This window comes from Lysinibacillus sp. G4S2 (genome assembly GCF_030348505.1).
Classification (GTDB): Bacteria; Bacillota; Bacilli; order Bacillales_A; family Planococcaceae; genus Lysinibacillus.
Genome location: NZ_JAUCFJ010000002.1, coordinates 2730014 through 2756236 on the forward strand (window position 1 = coordinate 2730014; position 26223 = coordinate 2756236).

Below are 26223 nucleotides of genomic sequence, written 5' to 3' on the forward strand. Positions count from 1 at the left end.
GCATTTGAAGTTACGCTAACATGACAGTACTAGATTGAATGGAGAGATTATACGATGAAAATAAATCAATTAATTGCTAACAATATAAATCGTTTAGATGTTGTCTTGCTGGAAGATCAATCGTTAGGAATTGCTGGATTGTCCGGATCTGGTAAAACCACATTTTGCCAAACGATTGGTGAAGAATCCAAGAAGCGTCTCGTTTCTTTATTGCCAAAGGCTGAATATCAGTATTTATTCCCCGATATTATGGAAACGAATTTCAGTGCTATCAAAATGGAGAACATGCCTTTAGTACTTTTTCTCGGAAAATCATCCATTTCTTCCAATCCACGTTCAACGATTGGTACTCATACAGGCGTTTTTAAAGAGATTCGCGAAAATCTTGCAGAAAAGTTTGATCTTTCGCCAGAAGTTTTTTCCTTTAATAATGCATTAGGCTGGTGTCCTGCTTGTAAAGGGCGAGGCACTACTAAAAATGTTGAGTGTAAAAAGTGTGAGGGCAAGCGTTATAATCCGGAAGTGGAGCAATATAAACTAGAATTATGGAATCAACCACATAGTATTTCTGATCTTAACAATTTAAGCATTGAAACGATTTATTCCCTGTCAGAGGAATTAAATATTAGCGAGGAAAGACAACATATTCTTCAAAATATTATCAATATGAATATTGGTTACTTAACATTAAACCGCATCATGGGTACCTTGTCTGGCGGGGAACTAACACGACTTTACTTGGCAGAATTTATGGCGGCCAGTGAAAATACCGTGATTATTATTGATGAAATTTCTGTCGGACTTGATCACCAAACTCTGTTGAAAATTTTAGAACAAATCAAACAATTAGGCTATAAAAATCAAATTTGGCTTATTGATCATTCTGACACGGTGTTAAATACAGCGGATGAGCAATTGTTCTTTGGACCTGGTAGTGGGAAATACGGCGGAAAAATTGTCGAAGAATCACCACGTCCAAAACCTCTTTATTCGGAACGAAATCAGGTAATGCCAACAGACTATTATCAATTTCATGATCTTTACTGTCGTAATATTGAAATGGCAGAAATTCAAATTCCTAAAAATAGACTTGTCACCTTTTCAGGGGAGTCTGGGTGTGGCAAATCGACCCTTGTCAATGAGTGTATCTCTATGGACTTCCTAAAACGATATCCAAAAGATAAACTGGTCATGGTCGGGCAAGACCGAAACCAATCGATTACTAGCCGATCAACTGTTGCGACGTTTCTTGATATCAAAAAGAAACTTACCAAATACAGTGACGAAATTGACGATATTTTTCAACGTTCAATTGAGGACATTATTGAGGAGCTTCCGAATGAAGACATCGCTCATAAACGTTTAAGTTTACTGATCAAGCTGGGACTTGGTTATTTGACGTTAGAAAGAAAAACACAATCCTTATCAACAGGTGAATTTCAATGTGTTCATTTAGTTTCTGAGCTGTTTTCAAATTCAAGAAACCCCCATACGCTGTTTATTTTTGATGAGCCTTCAAAAGGTTTATCCCAAAATATTTTAAACCAATTTATTGATAGTGTTAGGGACATTCTGAAAGATGAATCTATCTCTATTATGATGATTGAACATAATGCCTATATGTTAGAAAGCTCTGATTTTATCGTTGATTTTGGTAAAAGACAGCAGGAACCTGTTCGACATCTTGATGTTGTCAGTCACGATGATTATTTTAGTCAACATAACAATATCAATAGTGTTGCTTCATTGCACATATCTTCAACACTAGATTCAAAAAAGGGCATTCATTACTTAGAAGAAAATCATATTAGCTATTTTAAAAATGCAGAAAACGTCTATAAGGGCGGTATTTTAAAAAGCTTATCCTCAATGGCCCGTTTAATTTATGCTGAATACGAATCTGCAATAATCGCACCAGTCGTCGCCATTGATCTTGAAAGACATTTGTATAGTCAATATAGCTTTCTGTATGAAATTGGCGGCCTGATTAACCATATTGTGGCGGCACATCCGACGAATAAAGATACAAGAAGCTTCGATTTCTTTAGTCAGGAAAATCATTGCCCAAGCTGCTCTGGTCGCCTGCAAATTGAAAAATTTGATTTTGATTTAGTCATTCAAGACAAAACAGTGCCATTCTGGGATGGTTTATTACATCCAGACGTGATGGAAGTATTAAAATATTATCAATATCCGAAATTGCAGTTCCTGTTTGATGAGATTAAAAATGAGCTGGGTCAAGATATTAGTAAGAGCTACAATGACATGACAGAAGAAGAAAGACATACATTCCTATATGGTTATTGGGAAAAGTCGTTTTATGATAAAGCAACGAAGTCTTCGAAAAAATGGGAAGGTTTTAATTTTATCCTTGGACGTTATATGGTTATTTCGAAATCAATTATTAAAGAGCAAATGAAAGCTTCAAAAGAAATGGTTCCCTGTCCAATCTGTCAAGGAGCAGTCCTAAACCATAAGAAAAAACTAACATTCGGAGACACTGATATTCGTGAGATTATTCATCAACCGATCGACCAAGTTATAAAAACAGTAGGGAACTTACCAGAGCTTGAAAAACTAAAAGTAATAGTTGGTGGCGATATGACTCTTTCAGAAGATGTCTCCTTACTTCCAAGGGAAACAAAAGTATCGTTAAAAATGCTTGAATTAGAACTAGCAAGCTTTGTCGGTTATGAAATAGTACTACAAAATGTTTTACCATTTTGGGACAAAATTAAAAATAATATCGAAGCGATAAGCAGCCAAAATCTAATTACAATCTGTGATTTTGCCAATATTGACGAAACGAGAGAAACCATTATTGATAAATATTTCACCAACGGAAAATACAAAAAACTAACGTACGTGTACGAAGCATTTGGCTATAAAAAACTTGTCACTCAAATTAATAAAATTAAAGCAAGTCATAAATGTCCATTCTGTAATGGAAAGAAAGTCATTTCAGAAGATAATCTTCACGATGGTGTGTTTAAATTATCGGTACCATGTGTTAGTTGCTATGAAAGTGGTATCAATGATGAAGGGCGTAAGGAAATTGTCGATGGTGTAGACGTGCAAACGTGGCTAACTGGTAAAGTAAGAGATGTTGTGGATGAAAGCTTACGAACGGAAGCTGTTGCAGATATTCCAATTTTCAATCGTATTCGCGAGTTGAATAAAAGAGATATGATGGCAATTTACCAATGCCTTGAACAAAATAATTAATTAAAGAAAGCTACCTCAGAAACACATTTGCAAAATTAATTTGCAAATGTGTTTTTATGTTATTCTGAGTAAGAGCATGTAAAAAGTTATTAGAATAAAAGGGGAAAGATAGGAATGGCAGAATTAATGAATTGGAAAAATGGTGCTCAAGGGCATAAATTTATAGCTTCTTTTAGCGGAGGAAAGGATAGTGTCTTAGCTCTTTATAAAGCAGCGAAGGATGGAGAAGCAATTGGACTAATCGTCATGCTGGAAGAAGAAGGGCAACGTTCAAGGTCTCATGGAATGCCTCCCGAACTCATACGTGCCCAAGCTAAATCTATTGGATTGCCTGTTTATACGGCCGCTTCAAGTTGGACCGATTATGAAAAAGAATTTATGCGCCTTTTAGAAAAAGCTAAAAATCAAGGTGCAGAAGTTTTAGTAACAGGTGACTTAGATATGCCTGAACATGGCTGCTGGCATGATAAGGTTACGAAGAATGCTGGATTAAAACTAGGCATGCCTTTATGGGAAATGGATCATTGTGAAGCTGTCGATGAGTTCATTAACCTAGGATTTGTAACAATCATTGTAACTGTTAATTTATCTCTAGGAATGAGAGAGGACGATTTAGGGAGAACGTTGACTCATGAATACGTAAAGGAACTTGAAGATCGTGGTATTGACCCTTGCGGAGAAGGTGGAGAGTTCCATACTACAGTACTAGATGGGCCAATTTTTAAGCATCCTATTTCAGTTCGTAAAAAAGAGATTATTAGAGACGGAGAATATGCTTTTTTACCTTTGGAACTAGATTAGATGGTAGGAAGGAAAACCTTACAGACGGTTTTCTTGTTTCGCCTATGAATTATAAGTAGAGCATGTTTTGAAAAAATCGAAACATGCTCTTATTTAATGTGGCAGATATATTCTTATTGAGATAAATTTTTAAAGAGTTTGTTTTTCGATAAAAACCCAAATAGTTTCGATAAAGAGCAATTTTGTTTCGATAAATCTTCAAAGTATTCCTCAATTAGAAAGAGATCTTATTCGTATGCGACAACCTGAAGGGATTAAATTGGCTCAGAAGGGAGGTAAGTTTAAAGGTCTTCTGAAGAAATATCATAAGAATTACGCAGGAATGAATTATGCAGTAAAGCTGTATAAAGAAGGGAACATGACTGTAAATCAAATTTGTGAAATTACGAATGTGTCTAGAGCTTCGTTATATAGAAAGTTATCAGAAGTGAATAACTAGGTCATATTTTCACTTCAAAATAGCTGTAAAAAATTCGGTTAAACTATACAAAAATGTATATTAATGCTAAAATTAATTCAAAATTGCAAAAATTCCACTTAAACTGAAGATTCAGCATAGTTCATTAAGCAACCATTTGCTAAGATTTGATTTTAATAGCAAAAAGGCTTGAATTATATAGAATACTTTTAACCACTACCGTCGCAAAAATTTTAACTGAATTTTCTGTTTTTTATTTTTATCTTTTTAGAATAAAAACGAAGACACTTAAGCAGAGGGTAGTAAACATTCATTTTTTTTACTATATCCTTTGGCGAGGGCGACAGAAGTGTGAAAACCTTTATGGAATCGCTTTTCCTTCGATTTTTCGAATCCAAATATGTGCGGGTTTCCATGGGGCGGCTTTTAACCACCGACTAATTTGTAAATACGTTCGTGTACTACTCGTATCCAGCTGAGCTATCACATTTAAGCAGTAGACAATCATGGCGATGTACACTTGGTTATGCACAGCTTGCTCGCTTTGCCCGTAAAATTTCTTGATGTTCAAGTGCTGCTTCATCCATTTGAAAAATAACTCAATTGCCCAGCGCGATTTATACAGCTCCGCAATTTCGTCAGCGCTTATATCAAAACGAAAGGTAATGAGATGTAACTCATTACCTTTCGTATCCAATACTTTAATAAGACGGAACAGATTTTCAGCACGATTTTGCGTCGTGCCAATCACAATCATTTCATCGGATAACACTTTAGAATCTGTAGGTAGCTCAAATGGCTCACGCACACGTATTACCGCATTTTTACGCAGACGTGAGACAAAGAAGAATCCATCATCTGTCATACGATCGAAGCGCTCATAATCCAAGTAACCACGGTCAAAGACGTACATGCATTCTTTGTCATCGACCAGGACTTCTAGCTGGCCACGATCATGTTCTTTCGCATTTGTCAGTGCAGCTTTGTCGGGGTAAGAATAGCCGTTTTCTAAGTAAACAAGGCGTAAATGCAGCTTCACACCAGATTTTGTTTTGCGGAATTCAGCCCACCGATGATTATTTAGATTCAGTGGTAATGTGCTAGAATCAATTATTTTCAGTGGTGTCGTTGTATTTCTGCGTTGATCAAAATTTGATTTTGTATGAATTTGTTCGACTAAGTTTAGAAAAATCTGTTGAAAAAACTCAGTTGGCACTTGGTTTAACCGACGTCCTAGCTGTGAAAAGCTGATGGATGCTAAATTCGTTGCTTTTTGTAAGTCGTCTGAAAATAACGTGTCACTGATAGCACGTAGGCTTTCCGTTTCATTCAGCTGCGCAAACAGTAATAATCTTAAAAATGAAGCGATGTGAAGCTTCTTTGTATAGTAATTTAATTGATGAGTTTCAACTAATTCCTCCATTTGTGTAGAAGAAATAGGTGAAAACCATTGTTCAAATGATGTTTTTCGTGTAAACTTATCCATTGCGTATGTCCTTTATTTTGGATTTGGATGGTTTACTACCGCCCAACCATTATAAAGGATTTTTTTATGCATAGCCGTTATTACAGAAAATTCTGTTTTTGTAAATTCATTGAATTATTTTAATGCGACGCTAGTGACTTTTAACTAGTTTATAAAATTAGGAGGAGATTCATGGTTTATAATGAGGTAGTTAAAATCGGTGATGCATACTTACTTGCATTAGTATCAGAGTTGTACGGGTTGGAAGGTTATGAAATCAAGCCGGTTAGGTCACATATTGGAGGGCGCAATGTCGTTTATACCTGTGAGAAAGAGGGTACCGACGCAACAATACTCAGAATCTCCTTCTTAAATGATAGAAGCCGGGGAGATTTCCAGGGTGAAGTCGAGTATATCAGGTATTTATTCGAACATGGTGGAAGCGTTTCGGATGTAGTCAACTCTCGGAAGGGGAATTTGCTGGAAGAGATAACTCATAATAATCATACTTTTTTTATCTGCATGTTTCAAAAGGCTAAAGGAAAAATGCTTGTGGAAAATAATTATAGGTATCGGGAAGGAATCCCAATTACCGAATACTATTATAATTGCGGTAAAGTCTTGGGGAAACTGCACCAATTATCAAAAGGATACACTCCTGTCCATAGTCGGTATAGTTTTTTTGACAAATACACTGCTGAATATATCGAGAAACTGATACCAGGTTCATTACCACTTCTGAAGGAAAAGATGTTAGACCTCCTTAAAAACCTAAAAGAATTGGACAGGAATCGTGAGTCTTTCGGTATGGTCCATTTTGATTACAACGACGGGAATTATTCAATAGATTTTGATACTGGACAAATTACCGTATATGATTTCGATAATTCATGTTACTGTTGGTATATGTTTGATCTAGCAGGTCTCTGGACGCAAGGAGTTGGCTGGATACAATTTGAACCAGACGCTGGTAAACGGAAAAAGTTCATGGATAATTATTTTGAAACAGTTCTCGAAGGATACAAATCCGAGACAGGAATCGAAAATTCGATGTTGGATAAGTTGCCCTTATTTATCCAAGTAACCCTTATGGAAGGTATTGTAGATGCATTTGAGGTGTTACGGAACAATGGTGAAGAACTGGAGTGTGACGAGGAGTTGTCGTATCTCATAAAATGCTTGGAGGACGATATTCCGTATAAAGGTTTTTTCCATGAAATTTACTCGTGTGAAGAACCATTTGAATATGAGAAACAAAATGTTTAGTCATTTTGTAGCAACCTTTGCTTTGATGATATTGTGAAAATATGTACTTAGACTATAGAATATGTTAGTTAAACATGACGTTATTTGGAAATTACGAAAAAATATGAAACCCTAATTCTTCTGCTTAGCGTAGAAAAATTAGGGTTTTTACATCCATCAAATGGCTTAACGTGGGTTTTATGTCAAAATGCTGGTAGGATCTATTGTTTAACGTTTTTTATCAATTAATCCATAGTGGAATTAGCATAAATATCCAATAATTAATTATCAAATCCTGTTTCTTATACTACAATTGACATGTCATATTCATTAAGAAAATTCCTTGTAGAAATGCTTAATTAAATAGGGGAAAGGAGTCCAAACATGAGAAGTAGAATATAAAAATGAATTCATATTATTAGACAAGTAAGGTCGGAGATAAGGATACTCTAAAAAGGGGGAATGTTGAAATGAAGAAAATCATTTTATCTATATTACTTGCTATTATTTTAGCTGGATGCAATAAAGTTGTTGCTCAACCACAAGGCAAAGTTGTTATAGATAATAACTATTATATGATGATGGCAAAGGATTACCAATGGGACGAAGACGACGTTGAAATTAAAACAATAAGTTCTCTCGATACAAATGAACTAGCAGATCAATTTGAAACTTTAGAAGTTGAAAAAGAAGATACATTAAAATTTGAGATTGAGAAAAACCCTTCTTCCATAACAGTTATTAGACTGAATGAAGATGGTACAAGTGAAATTGTTGAAATGAAAGATAATAAAATTACCATGCCTTCGGAAGAGGGATATTATATTTATGAACTTAAAACAATTTGGAATAAGGGAAGAGAAACTTTTGTTTTTGATGTAAATGTAAACTAAAATAGAGTAACCTATTTCAATTTAGGTCACTCTTATTTTACTCCCAGGTCTTTTTTGAAGAATTATTTTAAGTCTGAAAATTTTCCGCCAGTAAGTAGTTCAAATAATTCCACTGACTACTCCTTGTCTATATTTCCTATATACAGGGAACTCTTGCCGTAGTCAAATGGCTGAAGGATGGGCAAGAAAATTATGTCTACTGGTTGGACAGTTAAAAAATGCTGGTATTATGGTAGCACCATATCGATTTTCCAAAACAAAAACGATACAATTATTCATACTTGTGATGACTTAAAGGAAAAGATTGCAGGATACTTAAACACCCTATCATAAGATTTTCACTAAAAATAATAAGGGGGCTACTAATATGACAATGAGAAATAAGGAGTTGTCACTAGAACAACGTGAGGAACTACTCAGTACTTTGAAAGCACGTTTTGAAAAAAACATGAAACGTCATGAAGGTCTTGAATGGGCTGAAGTTCAAGCTAAGCTCGAAGCCAATGATGAAAAACTGTGGTCACTCAATGAAATGGAGGGAACTGGTGGAGAACCGGATGTTGTTGGCCATGATAAAAAGACGGGCGAATATATTTTTTATGATTGTTCAGCAGAAAGCCCTAAAGGTCGCAGAAGTGTTTGTTACGATCGTGAAGCACTGGAATCAAGGAAAAAACACAAACCAGAAAATAACGCTATTGATATGGCAACTACCATGGGTATTGAACTTTTAACAGAAGAACAATACCGTGAGCTGCAGAAACTTGAAAATTTTGATATGAAAACGTCGAGCTGGGTGCAAACACCTGCGAATATTAGAAAACTCGGCGGGGCCATCTTTTGTGATTATCGCTACGATACTGTCTTTGTGTACCACAATGGTGCAGATTCCTACTATGCTGCAAGGGGCTTCCGTGGCTCGCTAAAGGTCTAAATTCTTAGACAGATAAATTTAAATTTAGAGGAGATCATCTGGGGGAAGACAACTATCAGGTTCAATTACTTGATGAGCCATTAAAATGTGTGCAGCTATAGATTAAACAACAAAGAAACTAGCGATACTTAGAATTAAACCAAACAAAAATAATAAAGTGATTTCATGGATGTCTGTTTAAAGTACTTTTGTTCACTTTAATTACTAGTAATACCAGAGAGAAACGCCTGGATATAACGGTAATGAGTAGGGGGATAAAAAGGATAATAATCTAGCTTCCAAGACTAAAAAAGTCGAATTCCTGTACGTTAAGGAATCGACTTTTTTGTGTATATGTATAGATTCATTCAAGAATTGACAATAAAAAAATTATGTACAACACATTGAAATACATAATGATTTGTGTTAAATTTATATGGATAGACATTATATAATTATAATTTGCGTACTTTCCCTATTCTAATTATATAATACATTCTATCCTTTCGTCAACTCTTATGTTTATTTTTTTAAGGAGTGGTTACAACGAATTCGAATTTTCAGCAGGAGCAACACAACAGATCGGAGGAAGAAACTAACTTGCGTTGGACCAAAGTGGTTTATAACACGAATACCATTTATTGTTATGGTGTGAGATAAGAGATTGGAAAGACTTCATATAGAAGTGAATGTGATGTAAAACATAGAAATGATATAGAAAGTAGGACTGATTCAATTGTCGCAGATAAACTATTCTGTTGAGAAAAAAGCACCTTACGGCATGATTGCCATTTTATTTATCGGGGCCTTTGTTGCTATTTTAAATGAAACATTACTAAACATTGCCCTTCCGTCCATTATGGAAGAATTTGATGTGAATGCAACGGCAGTGCAATGGCTCTCTACGGGCTATATGCTTATCAATGGTATTTTAATACCTGCGAGTGCATTCTTTATTCAGCGCTTTTCAGATAAAAAGTTATTTATTACAGCAATGTCATTGTTTACTTTGGGAACATTCCTAGCGAGTATCTCACCTGCATTTGGTGTGTTATTAGGGGCTCGAATGATTCAAGCTGCAGGATCAGCGATTATGATGCCGTTATTAATGAATGTCATGCTTACCGCTTTTCCAGTTGAAAAAAGAGGGGCAGCAATGGGAATGTTTGGACTTGTTATGATTACAGCTCCAGCGATTGGTCCGACTCTTTCTGGATGGTTGATAGAGCACTACAATTGGAGAATGTTATTTGATATTGTTCTGCCAATTGCCGTTTTAACCTTAATTTTTGCAGCCTTTAAATTAAAAGATGTAACACCACAACGTGCAATTAAGCTCGATGTTTTCTCTCTTGTTTTATCTAGCATAGGATTTGGTGGCTTGCTTTATGGTTTTAGTTCTGCAGGGGAAAAAGGATGGGATAGTCCATTTGTATACGGCACAATTATTATTGGTACACTTGCTTTAATTACCTTTATCCTTCGTCAACTTCGATTGGATGAGCCTTTGCTTGAGTTTCGAATTTTCCAATATCCAATGTTCGCCTTATCATCGGCCATTTCAATTGTTATTTCTGTGGCGATGTTTTCAGCTATGATCTTGATGCCTATTTATGTACAAACAATTCGAGGGATTTCACCTATGGACTCTGGCCTATTAATGCTTCCTGGAGCTATTGTCATGGGGATTATGTCGCCAATTACAGGGAAACTTTTTGATAAGTATGGAGCAAGAATTTTGGCCGTGATTGGATTGACCATTACCATTGTAACAACGTATTACTTTAGCAAAATTAGTATGAATACAGCTTATTCTACACTTGTTCTACTATATACCTTACGTATGTTTGGGATGTCTATGGTCATGATGCCAGTCATGACAAATGGTTTGAATCAGCTACCAGCGTATAGGAATCCACACGGAACAGCTATGAATAATACGCTGCAGCAAGTATCTGGTGCTATTGGTTCCGCGGTGTTGATTACCGTAATGAACCATCAAACGACTGCAAAAGCAGAGGAACTTGCTGCTGACGCAATGGCTAATATGAGTGCAAACGCAGTTCAACCATCTGCACAGGCTGCAGCTGAAATGCAACAACACATCGTGAATGAAGCGATGTTACATGGTATTAATTTTACCTTTTTCATTTCAACATTGATTGCAGTTATCGCTCTTATCCTTGCTTTCTTTATTAAGAGAGTCAAGCCTAATCATGAAAATCAAACGGATGGGGAACATATAGAAACTGTGAATGAGAAATAATTAAGCTAGAAAAACGGGTGATGCTTACCTCAAGCAACACCCATGTTTTATTATTTCGATCCGGAAATAGAAATTACTGATGTTAACAAGCTTTATAACGGTCTGCATTATATCGGATTATTCGATACCGATTTTTAGTGCAGTAAACGTATTAAAAGAGTAGTAAATTCCTTGGTTAAATAGGAGTTTTCTGCTCTTTTCTTGTGTTAAAAATAGACCTGTTTCTGCTTTGGTTTTATCGTTCACATGAAAATGAAAAGGCACTTTACAAGTGCAAATCGAAAAGTACAGATACTATGGGTAGTTGAAGTATTCAAGCCCTCCTTCACGCCAAATAATTTTAGTTTACATAATATATATACGTTGGTCATGACTTTCTTATTATCGAAAGTTTCCTACGACAAAAGGATGGATTCTTTTACAGATATAAATTATTATTTGATAATAGTTGCTTAACATAGATTTAACACACACCTATTTAAACTAATAAAATGAGGTGATTACGATATGAGAATTCTTGTAGTTGAAGATGAGTTGGATTTACAGGAAGCTATCGCTGAGGGACTTAGAATAGTAGGGTATGCAGTTGATGTCTGTAGTAATGGAGAAGTCGCTTATGAATTGGCGTACGTTGAAAATTATGACTTAATAATACTTGACTTAAATCTTCCGAAAATGGATGGATTAAAGGTTTTAGAAAAGATAAGAGAAGAAAAAGAGGAATTAAAAGTTTTAATCCTTAGTGCAAGAAGTAGTGTGAGTGACAAAGTTAAGGGTTTAGATATTGGTGCGAATGATTATTTAACTAAACCATTTGACTTTGCAGAATTAGAAGCAAGAATAAGAAATTTATTAAGGCGGAAATTTGTACAGGAAAACAATCTTTTAGCTTGTGGTGATGTAAAAATAGATTTGTCAAAGCGTATTGCATTTGTAGATGAAAATGAATTAATACTAACAAAAAAGGAATTTGTTTTACTGGAATACTTATTAATGAATCAGGAGAGAGTTGTCAGTCAAGAAGAATTGATTGATCACATTTGGGATAGTAATGCCGATAGCTTTAGTGGAGCTATTCGAGTTCATATAGCAACATTACGAAAAAAACTAAAAGCTCTTTTAGACTATGACCCCATACGTACAAAGATTGGTGAGGGCTATCATATTGTTAAAAATGATGGTGACGCATGATGTTTAAAAAAATACCAATTCGACAACGACTTACTGCAATGATGATAATTTTATTAACAATTTGTTGTATAGGGCTTACATTAATTCTAAATTTTTCTGCTGGTATAATGGCAACAAGAATTGATGCAGCCACTGCTTCTTTACCTGCTCAAGAGATTGGTCAAGATAGCAATTTTATAGGCAATTTTCAGACGCCATCAAATGTCATGATGCCTACACCATCTGAAGATGCTCAAAAAGCAAAAACGGACTTTCATTTTGAAAGTGTTTATTATATGATTTTAATCATTGTCTGTGGTGGCGTATTGACATACTATATATCGGGCAAAGCGTTAAAACCACTTGATTCACTAAATAGTCAAATTAAGAATAGAACTGTACATAATCTATCGGAAACGATGGACATTCCACCAACTAATGATGAAATAGCTGAGCTAACGAGGTCTTTTAATGAAATGACGAATAAGCTAAACAATGCTTTTATGATGCAAAGCCGCTTTTCCGCAAATGCAGCCCACGAACTCAGAACGCCACTTGCGGTTTTAAAAACAAAGGTTGATGTATTTAAAATGAAAAACGCACATTCAACAGACGAATATGAAGCACTCATTAACATTTTTGAAAAGCAAACACAACGATTATCTGAGCTTGTATATACCCTTTTAGATATGACAAATATGAATGATGAATTTGAGAATGAATCCATCTGTTTGAAGGATATTTTAGAAGATATTGTCTCTGAACTTTCTCATATTGCTAATGAAAAAGAAGTTACTTTATATTTGGATTGCGATGATAGTGTTGTTTACGGAAATACAGATTTACTTTATCGAGCGTTTTATAACATTATTGAAAATGGTATTAAATACAATATTGAGGGCGGTAAGGTAACGATTAAAGTTAAATCGGATAAAAAGCAGATAATGATTGAAATTAGAGACACGGGAATTGGTATCCTGGATGAGGAAAAAAAGTATATATTTGAGCCGTTTTACCGAGTGGATAAATCACGCTCTCGTGAATTGGGTGGCTCAGGCTTGGGACTTTCCATTGTGCAAAGTATCATAACCAAGCACAACGGAAACATCGTAGTTACGGATAATGAAAACAGCGGTACTTGTTTCCAAATTACACTTGGTAAATAAAATATTAATATAAAAAGGCTTTAAATCGCAGTTGATACTGTTTATTTAAAGCCTTTTTTTAATAATTCATGGTGAAATATCCCTCTTAACACGGATTTAACATGGATTGTTATATATTGGTGACATCAAATAGAAAGGATGCAGGTAGTAACCAGGTATTTATGACACCTATCCATCTTGTGGTAGAGGCAAAACATTTTAGGAGGAAATTAATATGAAGAAAAAATTAACAATTACGACATTAGTGCTAGCATTTTCTGTTGTTGCAGGATCTGCATATGCTGCGAGCAACAACGACAAGATTGAAAACACACAAGCTAGTGAAACAACTTCGGCTACAAAATCTAGTGAACCCGTCAACTTAGAGGAAATGGCTAAAGAAAAAGGGATCACGGTAGAAGAACTGATTGCTCAGCTTGAAAAAGAAGGAAAACTGACAGAAGCAAGTGAAATAACTTCGGCTACAAAATCTAGTGAACCCGTCAACTTAGAAGAAATGGCTAAAGAAAAAGGGATCACGGTAGACGAGCTGATTGCTCAACTTGAAAAAGAGGGTAAGCTTATGAAAGCTGAAAACGTTACAGATTCCATGTCAGCAGAAAAAAGCAATAAGTAACATATAAACAACTCTGTTATTCGTGAGAAAAGAAATGATTCGATGAATGTTATCGTAGTGGATTTCAGAAGAAAACGTCCGCCGTGCATAGTATCATTAAAAAATACCTTGGGAAAAATCAAATAAGAATATGAAAAAGGCTTTGAATGGCGGTTATTACCGTTTATTCAAAGCCTTTTTCACTGGAGTTAAATCTTAAACCGAAATAGTAGAAAACAGACTTTTGGAGGTGTTTAAATGTTCTTTTTCATCTACCTCATCTACAAGGAGCAGACGTGTATAATCACATTCTTTTGACTGGATGATGAAAAATGCTCAACCAAAGAATTGGAAAGTCGGTTCAATAATTGTATTAACATGAGACTTAATAATTTTTGGGGAATTTCAATTTTACAACTAATCAAATAATTTAGTCCTAAATTACCAATTTATGCATAGGGATAAAATAAAAATATTATTGACAATGATAATTGATGATAATAAAATGATACTCGTGTAAATGATATTGAAATTCTTTATCAATTAGAGGGTGTTACCTAGGAGGGTCTTCATGGGGAAAAGTTTATTACTTAAATTATCTATCCTTCTATTAATATTAGGAATTGGAATACATACTCCTGCAATGGCAGCTGGAAATTCTAGTCAGGATATTAAGAAGGCAGAGGAATCCGTTAATCGAGCAATTGATTTAGCTTCTCAAGGGAACCTTGCTGAAGCAGAAAATGCTTATGATCAATTTAATAAAACTTGGAGGCAGATTGAAGAAGAAATAAAAGCTTATTCTATTACTGCTTATCGTGATATTGAATCGAATATGGGGAAAGTAGTTTATGCTTTTACTATAAATAAGCAAGATCAAGTATTGTTGGCTTTAAAGGATTTAAAGGCTGTAAATGAAAAATATGCAACTGGCGGTTATCATCAAGAGTCTGAGTTGAAGAAGGAAGATCTTTCTTTGGACGATTTTATTCTCATTTTACAAAAGACTAAAAAGGAAATTCTTGAAGAAAACAAATTAGGTGCTATTGAAGGAATTAAAAACGCTAGTGACAGCTGGTTAAGTGTAGAAGGCGTTGTTGTTGCACAATCTGCATCTATATATAGTGATTCCGAAAGAGACCTTGTTGCCATACAAGCCATGCTAAATGCTAATCCACCAAACTTTGAAGAAGCAGAAAAATTAATTGATAACATGGTGACATACTTAACCCCATTAGCTACAAAATCTCAATATACATATTGGGATGCAGCCATGATCCTAATCCGTGAAGGATTGGAAGCATTACTTGTAGTAATTGCGTTAATGTCGTTTGTTAAAAAATCTGCGGACTCAAAAGGAAAAGCTTGGATTTGGACTGGTGTTCTAACAGGTTTGGGAGTAAGTGTAATACTTGCTCTAATCGTTAAGTTTGTTATATCCTCTGGTGCTTTTGGAAATAACAATGCCCTTATTGGCGGATGGACAGGTGTATTTGCGGCAGTCATGCTGCTATATATGAGCTATTGGCTCCATAGTCAATCTAATATCGCTGATTGGAATAGATACATTCATGAAAAAAGTCAAAATGCATTAACAACTGGCAAGCTCGTTTCACTAGGTGTTCTCGCGTTTCTTGCAGTGTTCCGTGAGGGAACAGAGACGGTCTTGTTTTATATCGGCATGGCAAGCCAAATTAAGCTTCAGTCTTTACTATTTGGATTTTTAATTGGCGCCGCTATTCTTGGGATTTTAGCTTATTTAATGGTCTTTGTTGGTTTAAAGTTACCTCTTCGTCCATTCTTTATGGTCTCAAGCGTAATCGTTTTTTATCTTTGTATCAAGTTCACGGGGATGGGTATTCACAGCTTACAATTAGCAGGGGTGCTTCCTACAACGAATGCTCCTGGTATTCCGAATATAGAATTTTTCGCTCTTTACTCCACATGGGAGAGCGCAATTCCACAGATTATTCTGGTTCTTGCTGCAATTCTTATTCTGTTAATTAAAAAAATAAATAATAAAAATTTTAAAACAGTTAATAATAACTAAAAGAAAGTTGGGATGGATTATGAAAAAGTTAATGGCATTGGTATTAGCAATCGGTCTTGGATGTACTTTATTTTTAGCAGGATGTAGCTCAAAAGATAGTAAGGTATCCGATGGAGTTAATAATATGCTGGAGACTACTAATCAGTTATCCAAAGCTATCGAAAGTGGAGACAAAGCAAAAGTAAAAGAAGTTGGACCAAAATTAGAAGACCAATGGAAGGTTTTTGAAGACGAAGTTAAGAAAGAACATAAAGACCTTTACGAAAAAATCGAAAAATATCTTGACCCTACGATTGCTGGTTCAGAAGCAAAAACTCTTGATAAACAGGCATTAAGTACTTTAAACGAACAACTTACTGATGCCTTAAAAGAATTGAAAAATAAAACTAAATAAAGAAAATGGAAAACACCAACTTTGTGAATCGTTGGTGTTTTTTAAACTTTAAAAGGACCTATTGATTATCTACAACTGAATCCTTAATCATAGGAACAATCAGGTATACTTTAGGAAAAAATGTATACATTATTTGTGAATTAACAGTGGCCCTACATGAAATAAATTTCTACTCTTTTAATATCTATATATTTATTTGTTGAAGTGTTCTTTCTTAGAAGATACGTCGACCAATACTTATGAGGAAAATAGCTGCAATTAAAAAGAAGGGAATGAAAAAGGTTCTAAAGCCTGACCGCATAAAAATTCCTCTTGCTGGATCAACTCCTACTAGTATTCCTCTTTGAACTCTTCCATGGATATCTCTGACCTCTACAGCCTGACCTTGGTGTCTACATAGTTGATGCATAGTAACCCTCCTTTGAGAAGAAAATTTTACTAAGGTTCCTACAATAATTAGTAGAACAAACAATACAACAATTAATGCAAAAGAAGTTGTTATAACTCCTCAAATATCATCTCCTTTAGAACTTGGTAATTTAATATATGAGTTATAAGAATAAATGTTATGGACAAATTGTCGGTAATCCCGTGGAATTTCTTGAAACGTAAGATCAAAAAGGTCTGTCACTCTTTAAATGATAGTAGATAATGTGTGAGCAAATTAGCGTAAAATAATCCCCACCTGAAAAATCAGATGGGGAATAGGCTATTTTTCAGATAACTTGTTAAAGACTATAGACTATACAATTGATTGGCAGAGTTATTGATCATGGAAGTCTATAATACTATTAGGCGTGTTGATTAGGAAAAAGTAGGTTTATTATTGATCGATGAAAGGGTTTTTCTTGTTACTATTTAGTGTCGAGCCCCAAAACAGAATCGCTAAAGCTACTTTCGATCGTTTTATAGGGATACTTTGAAGATTTATCGAAACAAAATCGCCCTTTATCGAAACTATTTGAGCTTTTATCGAAACAAAATCTCATTTTATCGAAACTATTTGGGCTTTTATCGAAACTAAGCTCTTTCTATCAAAGAAATCAACCACATGTTATGATGAAGAGCTTGTAGCGTAGGGCTACTCGACGCTCACTCGCAGGAAGCCTTGCTCTGTGCGAAAGCGAAGCGACAGCAACAAATGTTTTATCTGTGCGAAAGCGAAGCGTCAGCAACAAAGCGAGTAGCCCGTAGCGGAAATCAGATCCTTCTAATTTAATTAGAGTGGATAAAAATGGTTAATCAACACACCTGTAATACTATATCCAATATCCAATCGGGAATAGCTTAAAGACAATAGGCGAGTTGAGAGTTTGCTATCCCATGCCCGTCATATGTAAGGAAATGAGGAGAAAAGATATTGACAATTGGAGAGATAAGGATGCCCCTCAGTCGTTTACTTTTCATAATGCCAACCAGCTTGGTATTCTCCTCGGAATGTCGTTCTCTTTTCCAATAACGCTATTTCTATCCATTGTAGCAATTAATGATTTTTGCAAACAAAACGTCTTCCATACATAATACATCTTTTGGTGTAAACTAATGTATCTGTATATTCCACCTATCATGTTTATTTAAATGCGTTGCTTTCATTATGTAAGACTTTAAGAAGTTCCTCTAGTTGGGGAAAACGTCCATTTTACGGAAATCTAAATTTGATTAATTTGGTCTGAAGCAACTTATTTTCATATTCTAAATTTATTTAGTAATGGTAAAAAAGGTTGCTGTAGACCCACTCGATATTCGTCTGATATCATAGTTGAGTATTTATTGAAGGAAGAAAATTAAGGGTATTTGAGGAGAATTCTTGCCTCATTTTTAGTTGGAAAACTCTTAATCGGAGGTAAGATAAATGGTTAGTGAGAGAGAACAAATCAGTAAAAAAGTTGCATGGATTGCACTTGTATCCAACCTAATTCTAATGATAGGTAAAATCTTCTTTGGTCTTTTTGGGGGGAGTGAGGCTGTTTTTGCAGATGGAATTCACTCTGGGGCAGATGTAGTAGCTTCGATTGCTGTGCTAGCAGTAGTAGGTATCTCTAATAAACCACCTGATAAGGATCATCCCTTTGGGCATGGTAAGGCAGAGGTTATTAGTGAAGCAATCGTTGGAATTATTTTAATATTAGTTTCAGTATATATATTAGTAGAAGCAATTTTAGCATTTTTTGAAGAACCTAGTGTACCACAGTACAGTGCATTGATTGCAGCCATAATTTCTTATATAGCGAAAGAAATATTATATAGACACTCCATAAAACAGGGGGAAAAGTGGAATAGTAAAGCTATTATAGCGATTGCGTTAGATCATAAAGGTGATATTGTTGCTTCCCTTGCAGCATTTATTGGAGTCCTCTTAGCGATTATAGGAAATGCAATTGGATGGACATTTTTGTTATATGCGGATGCTATTGCAAGTGCTATAGTAGCTTATTTTATTTTTAGAATCGCAATGGAATTAGTTAAACCTTCTGTTGATGTTTTAATGGAAAAAAGTGTGGATCAGGATCTTCTAGACGAGTATGAAGCCACTATTCATGAATTCTATCAAGTAAAACGAATAGACAAAATCCGTGCAAGAGAACACGGGCACTATAAGCTTCTCGACATTCGTCTATCACTTAATCATGATTTAACAATTAAACAAGGTCATGATATAGCCCGTGAGATAAAAAATAAAATATTAAATAAATACCCAGATGTAGGGGAAGTCCTTATTCATGTAAATCCTTACTATATAGAACCTAATCAAGAGTAGTATTACAAAGTTGCACAGCTTGAATTGTTGCGCTACTATCTATGCAGCTATTGCTTGTTTTATAGCTTAAATAACCGCTGTGTTCAGTAATGAGAAATTTATTTTGAAAAGAGGCTGGGACTTAACTGGTCAAAACCTTAAAAAGCGCGAGAAATCAATTTTAGAAACGTTGATTTCTCGCGCTTTTCTGATGTGAAATTTTTTAATTTTGCTTTGGAAATATACTTATATCCCTGCCTCTTTAATAGCAACAATCTTTGAGAAATGCTCATTTCGTATGCATTGTTGCTATATTAGACAGACGATAGTTACTTTGATTAATTTTTTAAAAAGTAGTTTATTTTTGTCCTTGATAATTAATGGCCTCTTTAAATTCTTCGCTAGCAAGGATATTATAAAACATATTTCTACTATTTACGTTTGCTATTGTCCCTGTAATTGTATTGTCGATCCATAAATAGTATTCATCATCGTTTAGTTTGATCTTATATTGCGGAACTACTTTGTTATCTACTTCACCAAATTCTCTAGCTTTTTTAAAAGTTTTCTCTATAATCTTTATATCCTTCGCATCAGATATTAATTGTAATGTGTCAGGTTTTTCTTCTTCGAAATTAATTAATTCTTGAATTTCTATCGTTTTTGTTGTTTCTCCATTACCGTCACAAGCCACTAACCATATAGAACAAATAATTAATAACAATATTGTTTTTATTTTCACCTTATCTTCACCTCTTATATACTATTTCTTCTCCATAATCGTTGAATTAATATATCCCCTTATAAGTACTTCTTCACATTGTAAAAAAAACCTTTCCAATTGTCAGAAAAGCTTTTGATCGTGTTGATCCAAAATTTTACTTACGTTTTGGATTCTATGCTTAGTTATTTCAACAACTATATTATTCTTTGTCATTAGCGCCACAACACCACTTTGGTTAGTAATAGTTCCCTGTATAATAGTTGTATCAACAACTATTATACAGCGCAAATAAACTCACTTAATGATTTACACATAAATAAAAATAATAGCACGAAACGCCAGAATAATTGGTAAATCATTGATCCTGGCGTTTTTAGTTGCTCGTAAATTAGAAACCTTCAAAAATGGCTCTTCACCAAAAGTCGTGGGTGACAAAATCAGCGACCTGTTTCTAAACGTAAACGAAGGAATAAACGGTCTTCATTTCGATAGCCAAAACCATGACTTTTGATGAGTTTAATTTTATTATTCGTGCCTTCCATAATGCCATTCGATAGTGGTGAAATAATGGTATCTAGCAACGCTTCTTCACGTGTTATCAATGTAAAAACTTGTAAGTGAAGATTAATCGAAGAAAATGGGCAAAAAAAGAACAACTAACAATTAAGTTAACTGTTCAAAGGGTTCTATAAAAATGAATGATAATTAGGCGTTCATATCAACAAGTTTTACTTGATAATTTTCTTCAGAAGTATCTACAACAGCAGAGATTTTCTTTTCCTCATTACCAACAACATGACCTTCTAAATATACTTCATGTGTTGCATATTCGCCTGAAGAGCTAACTTCATTTATTATAACATCGATATTGTTTTCGTTTTTAAAATGCTCAACTGTAGCTTGTTTTGCTTTTTCTTTCGTATCTGACCATGCTTCTTCAGTAAATTCCTTAGGCATACCCTGGTCAATAATGAAAAAAGCCGAAAGAGCTAGAACAATAATTGTAATTCCACCAAAAATAGATAAAAATTTTATTAGTTTGTCTTCCATGTAAATTCTTCCTCAAATCATGTTTTCTTATTTTTTTCCAACAATAGCAATTCTAAAACACAATTTTAGTTTTAACAATTAAATTTTGGTGACATGAAACTTATAATTTTGTAAGTTTTAGTTTCACTGAACACTTCGAGGAAAGAAATTATAAAAAGGGTCACTTGGGATAGGAGTGACCCTAAGTAACAAAATTAGGAGGTGTAAGGCTAAATTAGCTTTACATACTATTAATATGCCGTGATAGCGTAGTTTGTATAGTTCATAGCCTGAGAAATAGATTTAAAATAAAAAAGATCTGATATGATTCTTACCGAAATTTAAAGAATGACCTATACTTAATTTTTTATAAATTTAATCCAAATCTCTTTAATTCAATGAAAATACCTTCCAATTGTTTTCCTTTTTCCGTTAACGTATATTCCACACGAGGGGGAACCTCTGGAAATATCTTTTTTTTCAATATCCCATGATCTTCTAGTGTCTTAAGACGGAGTGAAAGTGTTTTCGGGCTAATTCCATTCATTGATTTCAATAGGTCACTGAATCGCATCGTTCCTTCTATAAGCAGATCGCGAATAATTAAAAAGGTCCATTTAGTCCCAATCACGTCGAGCGTTTTAGCAATGGGGCAAGTTTCACCTGGTACTCCTTTGGTTAATACAACTGGCTCAATAACACTCATCTAAACATCTCCCCAAAATTTTTTGACTAATTTACCTTATCATATCACAATAGTATACTTTCAGAAACTTTATGAATTAAATATCACTACTTCCATAAATGAAGTTACTATATATATAATATCGTTGAACTTATTATTCCATCCCTTATGGAGGAGGTGATCAAAATTATTGCAAGATATCAACGAAACCAGCTACCGTTTGTACTCAGTGCTTTGCTATTGGTACGTCATCAGGGGGATTCTTCTGAGATGTAGCAAACGATTTGAATTTTACCTTAAGTAGAGTTGGGTTATTGGTTACCAGTTACACGATAAGCGGTATTTTAAGAATTGAATTGTAATGAAGGAGCAAGAACAAGATGAAAAATATACTTATTATTAACGGCCATCAGAAGTATAGTTCAGCAGAGGGGAAATTGAACCAAACATTGATGAACAAGTTGGTCAGTTTTTTAAGTGAAAAGAACAATGTAAAAACAACAATTATTCAAAACGGATACAAAATCGAAGAAGAACAACAAAAATTTATTTGGGCTGATATTGTCATTTACCAAACACCTATCTATTGGTTCAGTGTCCCAGGCTTATTGAAGACGTATATGGATGAAGTATATGCTTATGGTTTATTTTTTAAGGGTGCTGATCAGTATGGAAAAGGCGGGTTATTGACTGAAAAGAAATATATGTTTTCGACTACCTGGAATGCTCCTGAAAAAGCATTTAACGATCCAAATCAATTTTTTGAAGGGGGCAGCCTAGAAGATGCATTAAGTCATTTACATCGTATACATAAATTTCTCGGAATGAAACCTTTAAATAGTTTCTCTTGTTATGATGTAGTCAAAAATCCGCAGGTTGAAAAGTTTGTATTCGACCTTGAAAAACACCTGCAAGAGGTATTGAATTATTAATCTATTAAGTAAACTCATAGGGGGCAAAAAAACATGTTAAAAGATAAAAAAGTTGTAATTATCGGAGGAAGTTCTGGGATTGGTTTAGAATCAGCTAAGCAGCTAATAGCTCAAGGAGCAGAAGTAATCATTGCCAGCCGTTCCGAAGATAAATTACAGAATGCAAAAGAGCAACTAGGAGCTAGAGCAACGGCTTATACTCTAGATACAACGCAAGAACATCAAGTCCAGTCTTTCTTTGAAAAGATCGGCCAGTTCGATCATCTTGTGGTAAGCGCGGCAGAAACATCCGGCGGGTCATTCCTCCAAACGGATACAGCCCAAGCCCGACAACTGTTTGAAAACAAATTTTGGGGACAATATTATGCAGCGAAATACGGTGCTTCAAAAATTTCACCAAACGGTTCAATCACTTTATTCTCTGGGGTTGTAGCTTACAAGTCTATGATTGGTTCAGCAATTCTAGGTGCAGTCAATGCGGCTGTTTCGAATTTGGGCCAGACTTTGGCATTAGAGCTTGCTCCGATCCGAGTGAACATCGTTTCACCCGGTATAATTGATACGCCTTCCCGTAGCAAAATGCCAGAAGAAGCTCGTAATAATTTCTATGCTACTATTGAAAACAAACTTCCTGTGAAACGAATAGGAAGAACTGAAGATGTTGCACAAAGCGTACTATATTTGCTACAAAATAGTTTCGTGACTGGAACCGTTCTTCATGTAGAAGGCGGCCACATTTTAGCTTAAGCCGGAAGCTGAGGGAAAATATATCCCCTAAACAAGAAAAAACACTAGTCTTTTTGTAGAACTATACGAAAGGCTAGTGTTTTTTTATGAATCTTTCCATCACTGAGGAGAAAGAATTTACAACCTTTAAAATGGCTCATCACCAAAAGTTGTGGATGACATTTTTAAAATATATGGGCTGTATATTAGTTGATTGTAGTGGAGACTGGGCGACTCCTTGAGGATCAGCGTCACAGATGAGACCCTGGAGCGAGCAACGCGATGAAGCGGCTCATCGGACGCCCCAGGAAAGCGCCCAGTCGGAACGGAATCAACCACACGTTTGGTGAAGAGCCTTTAAAATCTAAAAATTGAAAAAATATCCACAATACCTTATCATAGTGATGTAAGTGCTTTCATTGAAAAGTGAGGAGGATGACGGTGTTAAGAGCATTAAAAGTAGGTCTAATTATTGAACGAGGTAATCGAAAAAATTTAGTCGCACTAGTCGCTGTTGTTATGATCGTTTTTGGCTTTATGTTTTATATAAAAGCACAAGCTGTTGGTAATCAACTAGTCGAGAAAAAGGGTGATTATTATTCAGCACAAGCTATACTATCAAAGTTTCAAATTAAGGATGCTTCAGAAACAGGTGATGGAAGCGACTTATATAAAAATTTAACTAAACAAAAAAGCAAAATTGCTTTACAAATAGCAGCTTTAACGATGGACAGAAAATCTATGTATTATGAGACTTCATTTCAACTCGCAGAATTAAGGCAAGAGGCATTCGAATTAGAAGGATACGAGAATATTGCAGAATTATTACCTTCTAAAGTGCAAAATTCTATGGACTACCTTTATTTTAAGTGGATGATTGATGAGGGAAAGGATACAATATCCGATTTATTTCAGTACGTACCGTTTTTGTTGTTTTTCTTTATGCACGTTGGAGCAGGCTGGTACATATTTATTAGCTTTCATACAAGTTCTATTTTACTAGATGACTTTGAACACTCTAGTATAATTAAGGGCTTTCCTGTCCGATTTGATCACTATATTTTGTCTAAATGCATGATTACTTTTTTATCTATAGTTACAAGCATTTTGCTCATTTTTATTTGCGCAATTCCATTGTGGATCATAAATGGACTTGGTAACCCATTAGAGCCTGTAGGGATATATGTAGGAAATGCCACATTAATATCTACAATCCAATATATTGCGATGAGCGTTGGTTATATGCTATTAATTTCAATCTTTGTCATGCTGTTGTCGATTATTTTAAATGTATTACTGAAAAATATGTATTTAACATTATTTGTACACTTTATTTTATTCTTTTTACCGATGATATTCCCATCTCTTATTAGTTTAATTCCCTATAATCCTTTTAATTTCATGAACTTCAATGATATTTTACGAGGCTTACCAGTAGATTTAGTGAAGCCTGTTGATATTACTATGAATTTAGGCTTAGTCATCATCTGTATAAGTATTATTTTAATGCTATTCGTTATTAAAACATTCTTCTCAACAGGAAAAATCAATAGGGCATAGGGGGGGTATTATAAGCATGTTCAGTTATTTTAAATTTGAATTCAAGCAGTTTTTTACGAATAAGAAAAACATAGCAATCTATTTTTTACTTGCATTTGCGACCTTTTTTTATGTATTTAAAATAGCGCCAACTTACAATCCGATTGAAAATGTTGACTATGATGAAATTGAGGCGCGCTATTTAACACGTCAGGAATTTTTAGATCATATGGAAGGACAAGATTTAATAGGACTTCATCCTTCCGTTTTTTATGCAATTGAAATATTTAAGCAAATTAACCCTATAGATAAAGGAAGATTAGATGCATTAGATGAGGGGAATTTTAAAAAATATGCAGATTTAACTAGCGAATGGTACTTCTTGACGAATTCGATTACATATAGAAATGAGGCATTTTCATATAACTCGAGGTATTTTACAAAAAATAACAAACACGCAGAAGATGATGCCTTTTACGCCTATTTAGATCATGCTGTCCGTTATGATGCTTATTCGAAAGCAGATTATGAGTTATCATTGGAAGTTTTTGAACAACGCACAGCGCTTCAAACGTTCGAACGCTTATTAAATGGAGTACTTCCGATTATTTTAATTGTCTGTGTACTTCTTTTATCCATTGATATTGTTAAAAAAGATCAACGTCATCCATCTATTTTAAAGGGATTCCCAATTAGTGATTGGAAAAAGCTACTTGTGAAAATGTTTGTTGCACTACTAGGTAGCGTAGTATTATTTGTACCGCTTATAGTTGGCTTTTTTATCATAGGCCTACAATCTGGTTTTGGGAATTTCAATTTACCATCTCCTATGTATGCTGCTCATCTTGATTGGCGTAAGGATGGTAAATTTGAAATGATGACATTAGGTACGTTTTTAGTACAATCCTTAACTTTGCTTTTTACTTGGTTTATCGTCATTATCAACGTTGTGCTATTATGCAGTATTATATTCCGCAATGAGATGGTAAATTTCGCTGTTGGCTTGCTTCTTATTTTTGGCGAGAATTTTTATGCCAGCCGTTACGTCGGCTATTTCTGGGACATTCAAAACTATCCGACATCTTACATTCAAGTAGGACAAATTATTTCAAAAAGGCGAAATTTTTATTATATGAACAATGATTTAGATTTTACTTTAGGATTACAGCTGTTATTTGGACTAGCGGGAGTTGTCATTTTTTTAATAATACTTATTGCATTGAATAGGCGATATAAGTTAATTAAATAGG

General features: G+C 34.6%; 22 protein-coding genes and 4 pseudogenes. 18 read left to right on the forward strand and 8 right to left on the reverse strand.

The window, feature by feature from the left end; all coding sequences use genetic code 11:
* The first annotated feature begins 54 nt into the window (after positions 1–54).
* The 3 genes and pseudogenes from QUF91_RS14100 to QUF91_RS14110 form a co-directional block, all read left to right on the forward strand.
* Complete coding sequence (locus tag QUF91_RS14100; RefSeq protein ID WP_289418166.1) at positions 55–3225, forward strand: ATP-binding cassette domain-containing protein; 3171 nt, start codon at positions 55–57, stop codon at positions 3223–3225.
* Positions 3226–3339: 114 nt separating this feature from the next.
* Complete coding sequence (locus tag QUF91_RS14105) at positions 3340–4026, forward strand: Dph6-related ATP pyrophosphatase (protein ID WP_285397547.1); 687 nt, start codon at positions 3340–3342, stop codon at positions 4024–4026.
* Between the two features lie 208 nt (positions 4027–4234).
* Positions 4235–4465, forward strand: a pseudogene (locus QUF91_RS14110) (helix-turn-helix domain-containing protein); the annotation flags it as partial.
* A 340-nt stretch (positions 4466–4805) separates the two neighbouring features.
* Here QUF91_RS14110 and QUF91_RS14115 read toward each other — a convergent pair.
* The gene (locus tag QUF91_RS14115) at positions 4806–5930 is read right to left on the reverse strand and encodes an IS4 family transposase (RefSeq protein WP_289418167.1); all 1125 of its coding nucleotides are present in this window, start codon (positions 5928–5930) and stop codon (positions 4806–4808) included.
* Between the two features lie 171 nt (positions 5931–6101).
* Between QUF91_RS14115 and QUF91_RS14120 the strand changes: the two genes are divergently transcribed.
* From QUF91_RS14120 to QUF91_RS14165, 10 genes and pseudogenes are all read left to right on the forward strand, one after another.
* Positions 6102–7175, forward strand: a complete 1074-nt coding sequence (locus QUF91_RS14120) for a phosphotransferase enzyme family protein (protein WP_289418168.1) — start codon at positions 6102–6104, stop codon at positions 7173–7175.
* Positions 7176–7624: 449 nt separating this feature from the next.
* Entirely contained in the window at positions 7625–8047 is a 423-nt protein-coding gene (locus QUF91_RS14125; RefSeq protein ID WP_285397550.1) for a lipoprotein, read from the forward strand.
* A gap of 112 nt (positions 8048–8159) precedes the next feature.
* Positions 8160–8276: pseudogene (locus QUF91_RS14130) on the forward strand (arsenate reductase); the annotation flags it as partial.
* Between the two features lie 138 nt (positions 8277–8414).
* Positions 8415–8981, forward strand: a complete 567-nt coding sequence (locus QUF91_RS14135; protein WP_289418169.1) for a DUF4256 domain-containing protein — start codon at positions 8415–8417, stop codon at positions 8979–8981.
* A 760-nt stretch (positions 8982–9741) separates the two neighbouring features.
* Positions 9742–11226, forward strand: coding sequence for a DHA2 family efflux MFS transporter permease subunit (locus QUF91_RS14140; RefSeq protein ID WP_481817451.1), 1485 nt, complete (start codon positions 9742–9744; stop codon positions 11224–11226).
* 507 nt (positions 11227–11733) lie between these two features.
* A complete protein-coding gene (locus QUF91_RS14145; RefSeq protein ID WP_289418170.1) occupies positions 11734–12417 on the forward strand; it encodes a response regulator transcription factor in 684 nt (227 codons plus the stop codon).
* Entirely contained in the window at positions 12417–13562 is a 1146-nt protein-coding gene (locus QUF91_RS14150; RefSeq protein WP_353957848.1) for a sensor histidine kinase, read from the forward strand. Before QUF91_RS14145 ends, QUF91_RS14150 begins: the two co-directional genes overlap by 1 nt.
* Positions 13563–13776: 214 nt before the next feature.
* Positions 13777–14178, forward strand: coding sequence for a hypothetical protein (locus tag QUF91_RS14155; protein WP_285397557.1), 402 nt, complete (start codon positions 13777–13779; stop codon positions 14176–14178).
* 550 nt (positions 14179–14728) lie between these two features.
* Positions 14729–16207: an FTR1 family iron permease gene (locus QUF91_RS14160; protein WP_285397558.1), complete on the forward strand. Its 1479-nt coding sequence runs from the start codon at positions 14729–14731 to the stop codon at positions 16205–16207.
* Between the two features lie 19 nt (positions 16208–16226).
* The gene (locus QUF91_RS14165) at positions 16227–16601 is read left to right on the forward strand and encodes a hypothetical protein (protein ID WP_285397559.1); all 375 of its coding nucleotides are present in this window, start codon (positions 16227–16229) and stop codon (positions 16599–16601) included.
* A gap of 214 nt (positions 16602–16815) precedes the next feature.
* Here QUF91_RS14165 and QUF91_RS14170 read toward each other — a convergent pair whose 3' ends face one another.
* From QUF91_RS14170 to QUF91_RS28315, 3 genes and pseudogenes are all read right to left on the reverse strand, one after another.
* Positions 16816–17010, reverse strand: a complete 195-nt coding sequence (locus QUF91_RS14170) for a hypothetical protein (protein ID WP_285397560.1) — start codon at positions 17008–17010, stop codon at positions 16816–16818.
* A 33-nt stretch (positions 17011–17043) separates the two neighbouring features.
* A pseudogene (locus tag QUF91_RS28135) lies at positions 17044–17103 on the reverse strand (YjcZ family sporulation protein); the annotation flags it as partial.
* 897 nt (positions 17104–18000) lie between these two features.
* Positions 18001–18100 (reverse strand): annotated as a pseudogene (locus QUF91_RS28315) (dihydrofolate reductase); the annotation flags it as partial.
* A gap of 353 nt (positions 18101–18453) precedes the next feature.
* Between QUF91_RS28315 and QUF91_RS14175 the strand changes: the two are divergent.
* Positions 18454–19359, forward strand: a complete 906-nt coding sequence (locus QUF91_RS14175; RefSeq protein ID WP_289418172.1) for a cation diffusion facilitator family transporter — start codon at positions 18454–18456, stop codon at positions 19357–19359.
* 337 nt (positions 19360–19696) lie between these two features.
* On the opposite strand, the gene QUF91_RS14180 is transcribed toward QUF91_RS14175, so the two are convergent.
* The 4 genes from QUF91_RS14180 to QUF91_RS14195 form a co-directional block, all read right to left on the reverse strand.
* Positions 19697–20080: a hypothetical protein gene (locus QUF91_RS14180; RefSeq protein WP_289418173.1), complete on the reverse strand. Its 384-nt coding sequence runs from the start codon at positions 20078–20080 to the stop codon at positions 19697–19699.
* Positions 20081–20499: 419 nt separating this feature from the next.
* Positions 20500–20664: a transposase gene (locus tag QUF91_RS14185; RefSeq protein WP_289418174.1), complete on the reverse strand. Its 165-nt coding sequence runs from the start codon at positions 20662–20664 to the stop codon at positions 20500–20502.
* 103 nt (positions 20665–20767) lie between these two features.
* Positions 20768–21112: a hypothetical protein gene (locus QUF91_RS14190; protein WP_285395189.1), complete on the reverse strand. Its 345-nt coding sequence runs from the start codon at positions 21110–21112 to the stop codon at positions 20768–20770.
* A 346-nt stretch (positions 21113–21458) separates the two neighbouring features.
* Entirely contained in the window at positions 21459–21797 is a 339-nt protein-coding gene (locus QUF91_RS14195) for a winged helix-turn-helix transcriptional regulator (protein WP_289418175.1), read from the reverse strand.
* 359 nt (positions 21798–22156) lie between these two features.
* Here QUF91_RS14195 and QUF91_RS14200 point away from each other — a divergent pair, with 359 nt between their 5' ends.
* The 4 genes from QUF91_RS14200 to QUF91_RS14215 all read left to right on the forward strand — a co-directional run bounded on the left by QUF91_RS14200 (position 22157) and on the right by QUF91_RS14215 (position 26222).
* Entirely contained in the window at positions 22157–22708 is a 552-nt protein-coding gene (locus QUF91_RS14200; protein ID WP_285395191.1) for an NAD(P)H-dependent oxidoreductase, read from the forward strand.
* Positions 22709–22741: 33 nt separating this feature from the next.
* Positions 22742–23455 carry an SDR family oxidoreductase gene (locus tag QUF91_RS14205; protein ID WP_285395192.1) on the forward strand — a complete coding sequence of 238 codons (714 nt, stop codon included), beginning with the start codon at positions 22742–22744 and terminating at the stop codon, positions 23453–23455.
* Positions 23456–23869: 414 nt separating this feature from the next.
* Positions 23870–24994 carry an ABC transporter gene (locus QUF91_RS14210; RefSeq protein WP_289418176.1) on the forward strand — a complete coding sequence of 375 codons (1125 nt, stop codon included), beginning with the start codon at positions 23870–23872 and terminating at the stop codon, positions 24992–24994.
* A gap of 16 nt (positions 24995–25010) precedes the next feature.
* Complete coding sequence (locus QUF91_RS14215) at positions 25011–26222, forward strand: ABC transporter permease (protein ID WP_289418177.1); 1212 nt, start codon at positions 25011–25013, stop codon at positions 26220–26222.
* Position 26223: the final 1 nt, after the last annotated feature.

Excerpts from the sequence above, each read along its gene's own strand:
- QUF91_RS14100 (WP_289418166.1), top strand. The coding sequence starts at position 55 with ATGAAAATAAATCAATTAATTGCTAACAATATAAATCGTTTAGATGTT.
- QUF91_RS14105 (WP_285397547.1), top strand. The coding sequence starts at position 3,340 with ATGGCAGAATTAATGAATTGGAAAAATGGTGCTCAAGGGCATAAATTT.
- QUF91_RS14115 (WP_289418167.1), bottom strand. The coding sequence starts at position 5,930 with ATGGATAAGTTTACACGAAAAACATCATTTGAACAATGGTTTTCACCT.
- QUF91_RS14120 (WP_289418168.1), top strand. The coding sequence starts at position 6,102 with ATGGTTTATAATGAGGTAGTTAAAATCGGTGATGCATACTTACTTGCA.
- QUF91_RS14125 (WP_285397550.1), top strand. The coding sequence starts at position 7,625 with ATGAAGAAAATCATTTTATCTATATTACTTGCTATTATTTTAGCTGGA.
- QUF91_RS14135 (WP_289418169.1), top strand. The coding sequence starts at position 8,415 with ATGACAATGAGAAATAAGGAGTTGTCACTAGAACAACGTGAGGAACTA.
- QUF91_RS14140 (WP_481817451.1), top strand. The coding sequence starts at position 9,742 with ATGATTGCCATTTTATTTATCGGGGCCTTTGTTGCTATTTTAAATGAA.
- QUF91_RS14145 (WP_289418170.1), top strand. The coding sequence starts at position 11,734 with ATGAGAATTCTTGTAGTTGAAGATGAGTTGGATTTACAGGAAGCTATC.
- QUF91_RS14150 (WP_353957848.1), top strand. The coding sequence starts at position 12,417 with ATGTTTAAAAAAATACCAATTCGACAACGACTTACTGCAATGATGATA.
- QUF91_RS14155 (WP_285397557.1), top strand. The coding sequence starts at position 13,777 with ATGAAGAAAAAATTAACAATTACGACATTAGTGCTAGCATTTTCTGTT.
- QUF91_RS14160 (WP_285397558.1), top strand. The coding sequence starts at position 14,729 with ATGGGGAAAAGTTTATTACTTAAATTATCTATCCTTCTATTAATATTA.
- QUF91_RS14165 (WP_285397559.1), top strand. The coding sequence starts at position 16,227 with ATGAAAAAGTTAATGGCATTGGTATTAGCAATCGGTCTTGGATGTACT.
- QUF91_RS14170 (WP_285397560.1), bottom strand. The coding sequence starts at position 17,010 with ATGCATCAACTATGTAGACACCAAGGTCAGGCTGTAGAGGTCAGAGAT.
- QUF91_RS14175 (WP_289418172.1), top strand. The coding sequence starts at position 18,454 with ATGGTTAGTGAGAGAGAACAAATCAGTAAAAAAGTTGCATGGATTGCA.
- QUF91_RS14190 (WP_285395189.1), bottom strand. The coding sequence starts at position 21,112 with ATGGAAGACAAACTAATAAAATTTTTATCTATTTTTGGTGGAATTACA.
- QUF91_RS14195 (WP_289418175.1), bottom strand. The coding sequence starts at position 21,797 with ATGAGTGTTATTGAGCCAGTTGTATTAACCAAAGGAGTACCAGGTGAA.
- QUF91_RS14200 (WP_285395191.1), top strand. The coding sequence starts at position 22,157 with ATGAAAAATATACTTATTATTAACGGCCATCAGAAGTATAGTTCAGCA.
- QUF91_RS14205 (WP_285395192.1), top strand. The coding sequence starts at position 22,742 with ATGTTAAAAGATAAAAAAGTTGTAATTATCGGAGGAAGTTCTGGGATT.
- QUF91_RS14210 (WP_289418176.1), top strand. The coding sequence starts at position 23,870 with ATGACGGTGTTAAGAGCATTAAAAGTAGGTCTAATTATTGAACGAGGT.
- QUF91_RS14215 (WP_289418177.1), top strand. The coding sequence starts at position 25,011 with ATGTTCAGTTATTTTAAATTTGAATTCAAGCAGTTTTTTACGAATAAG.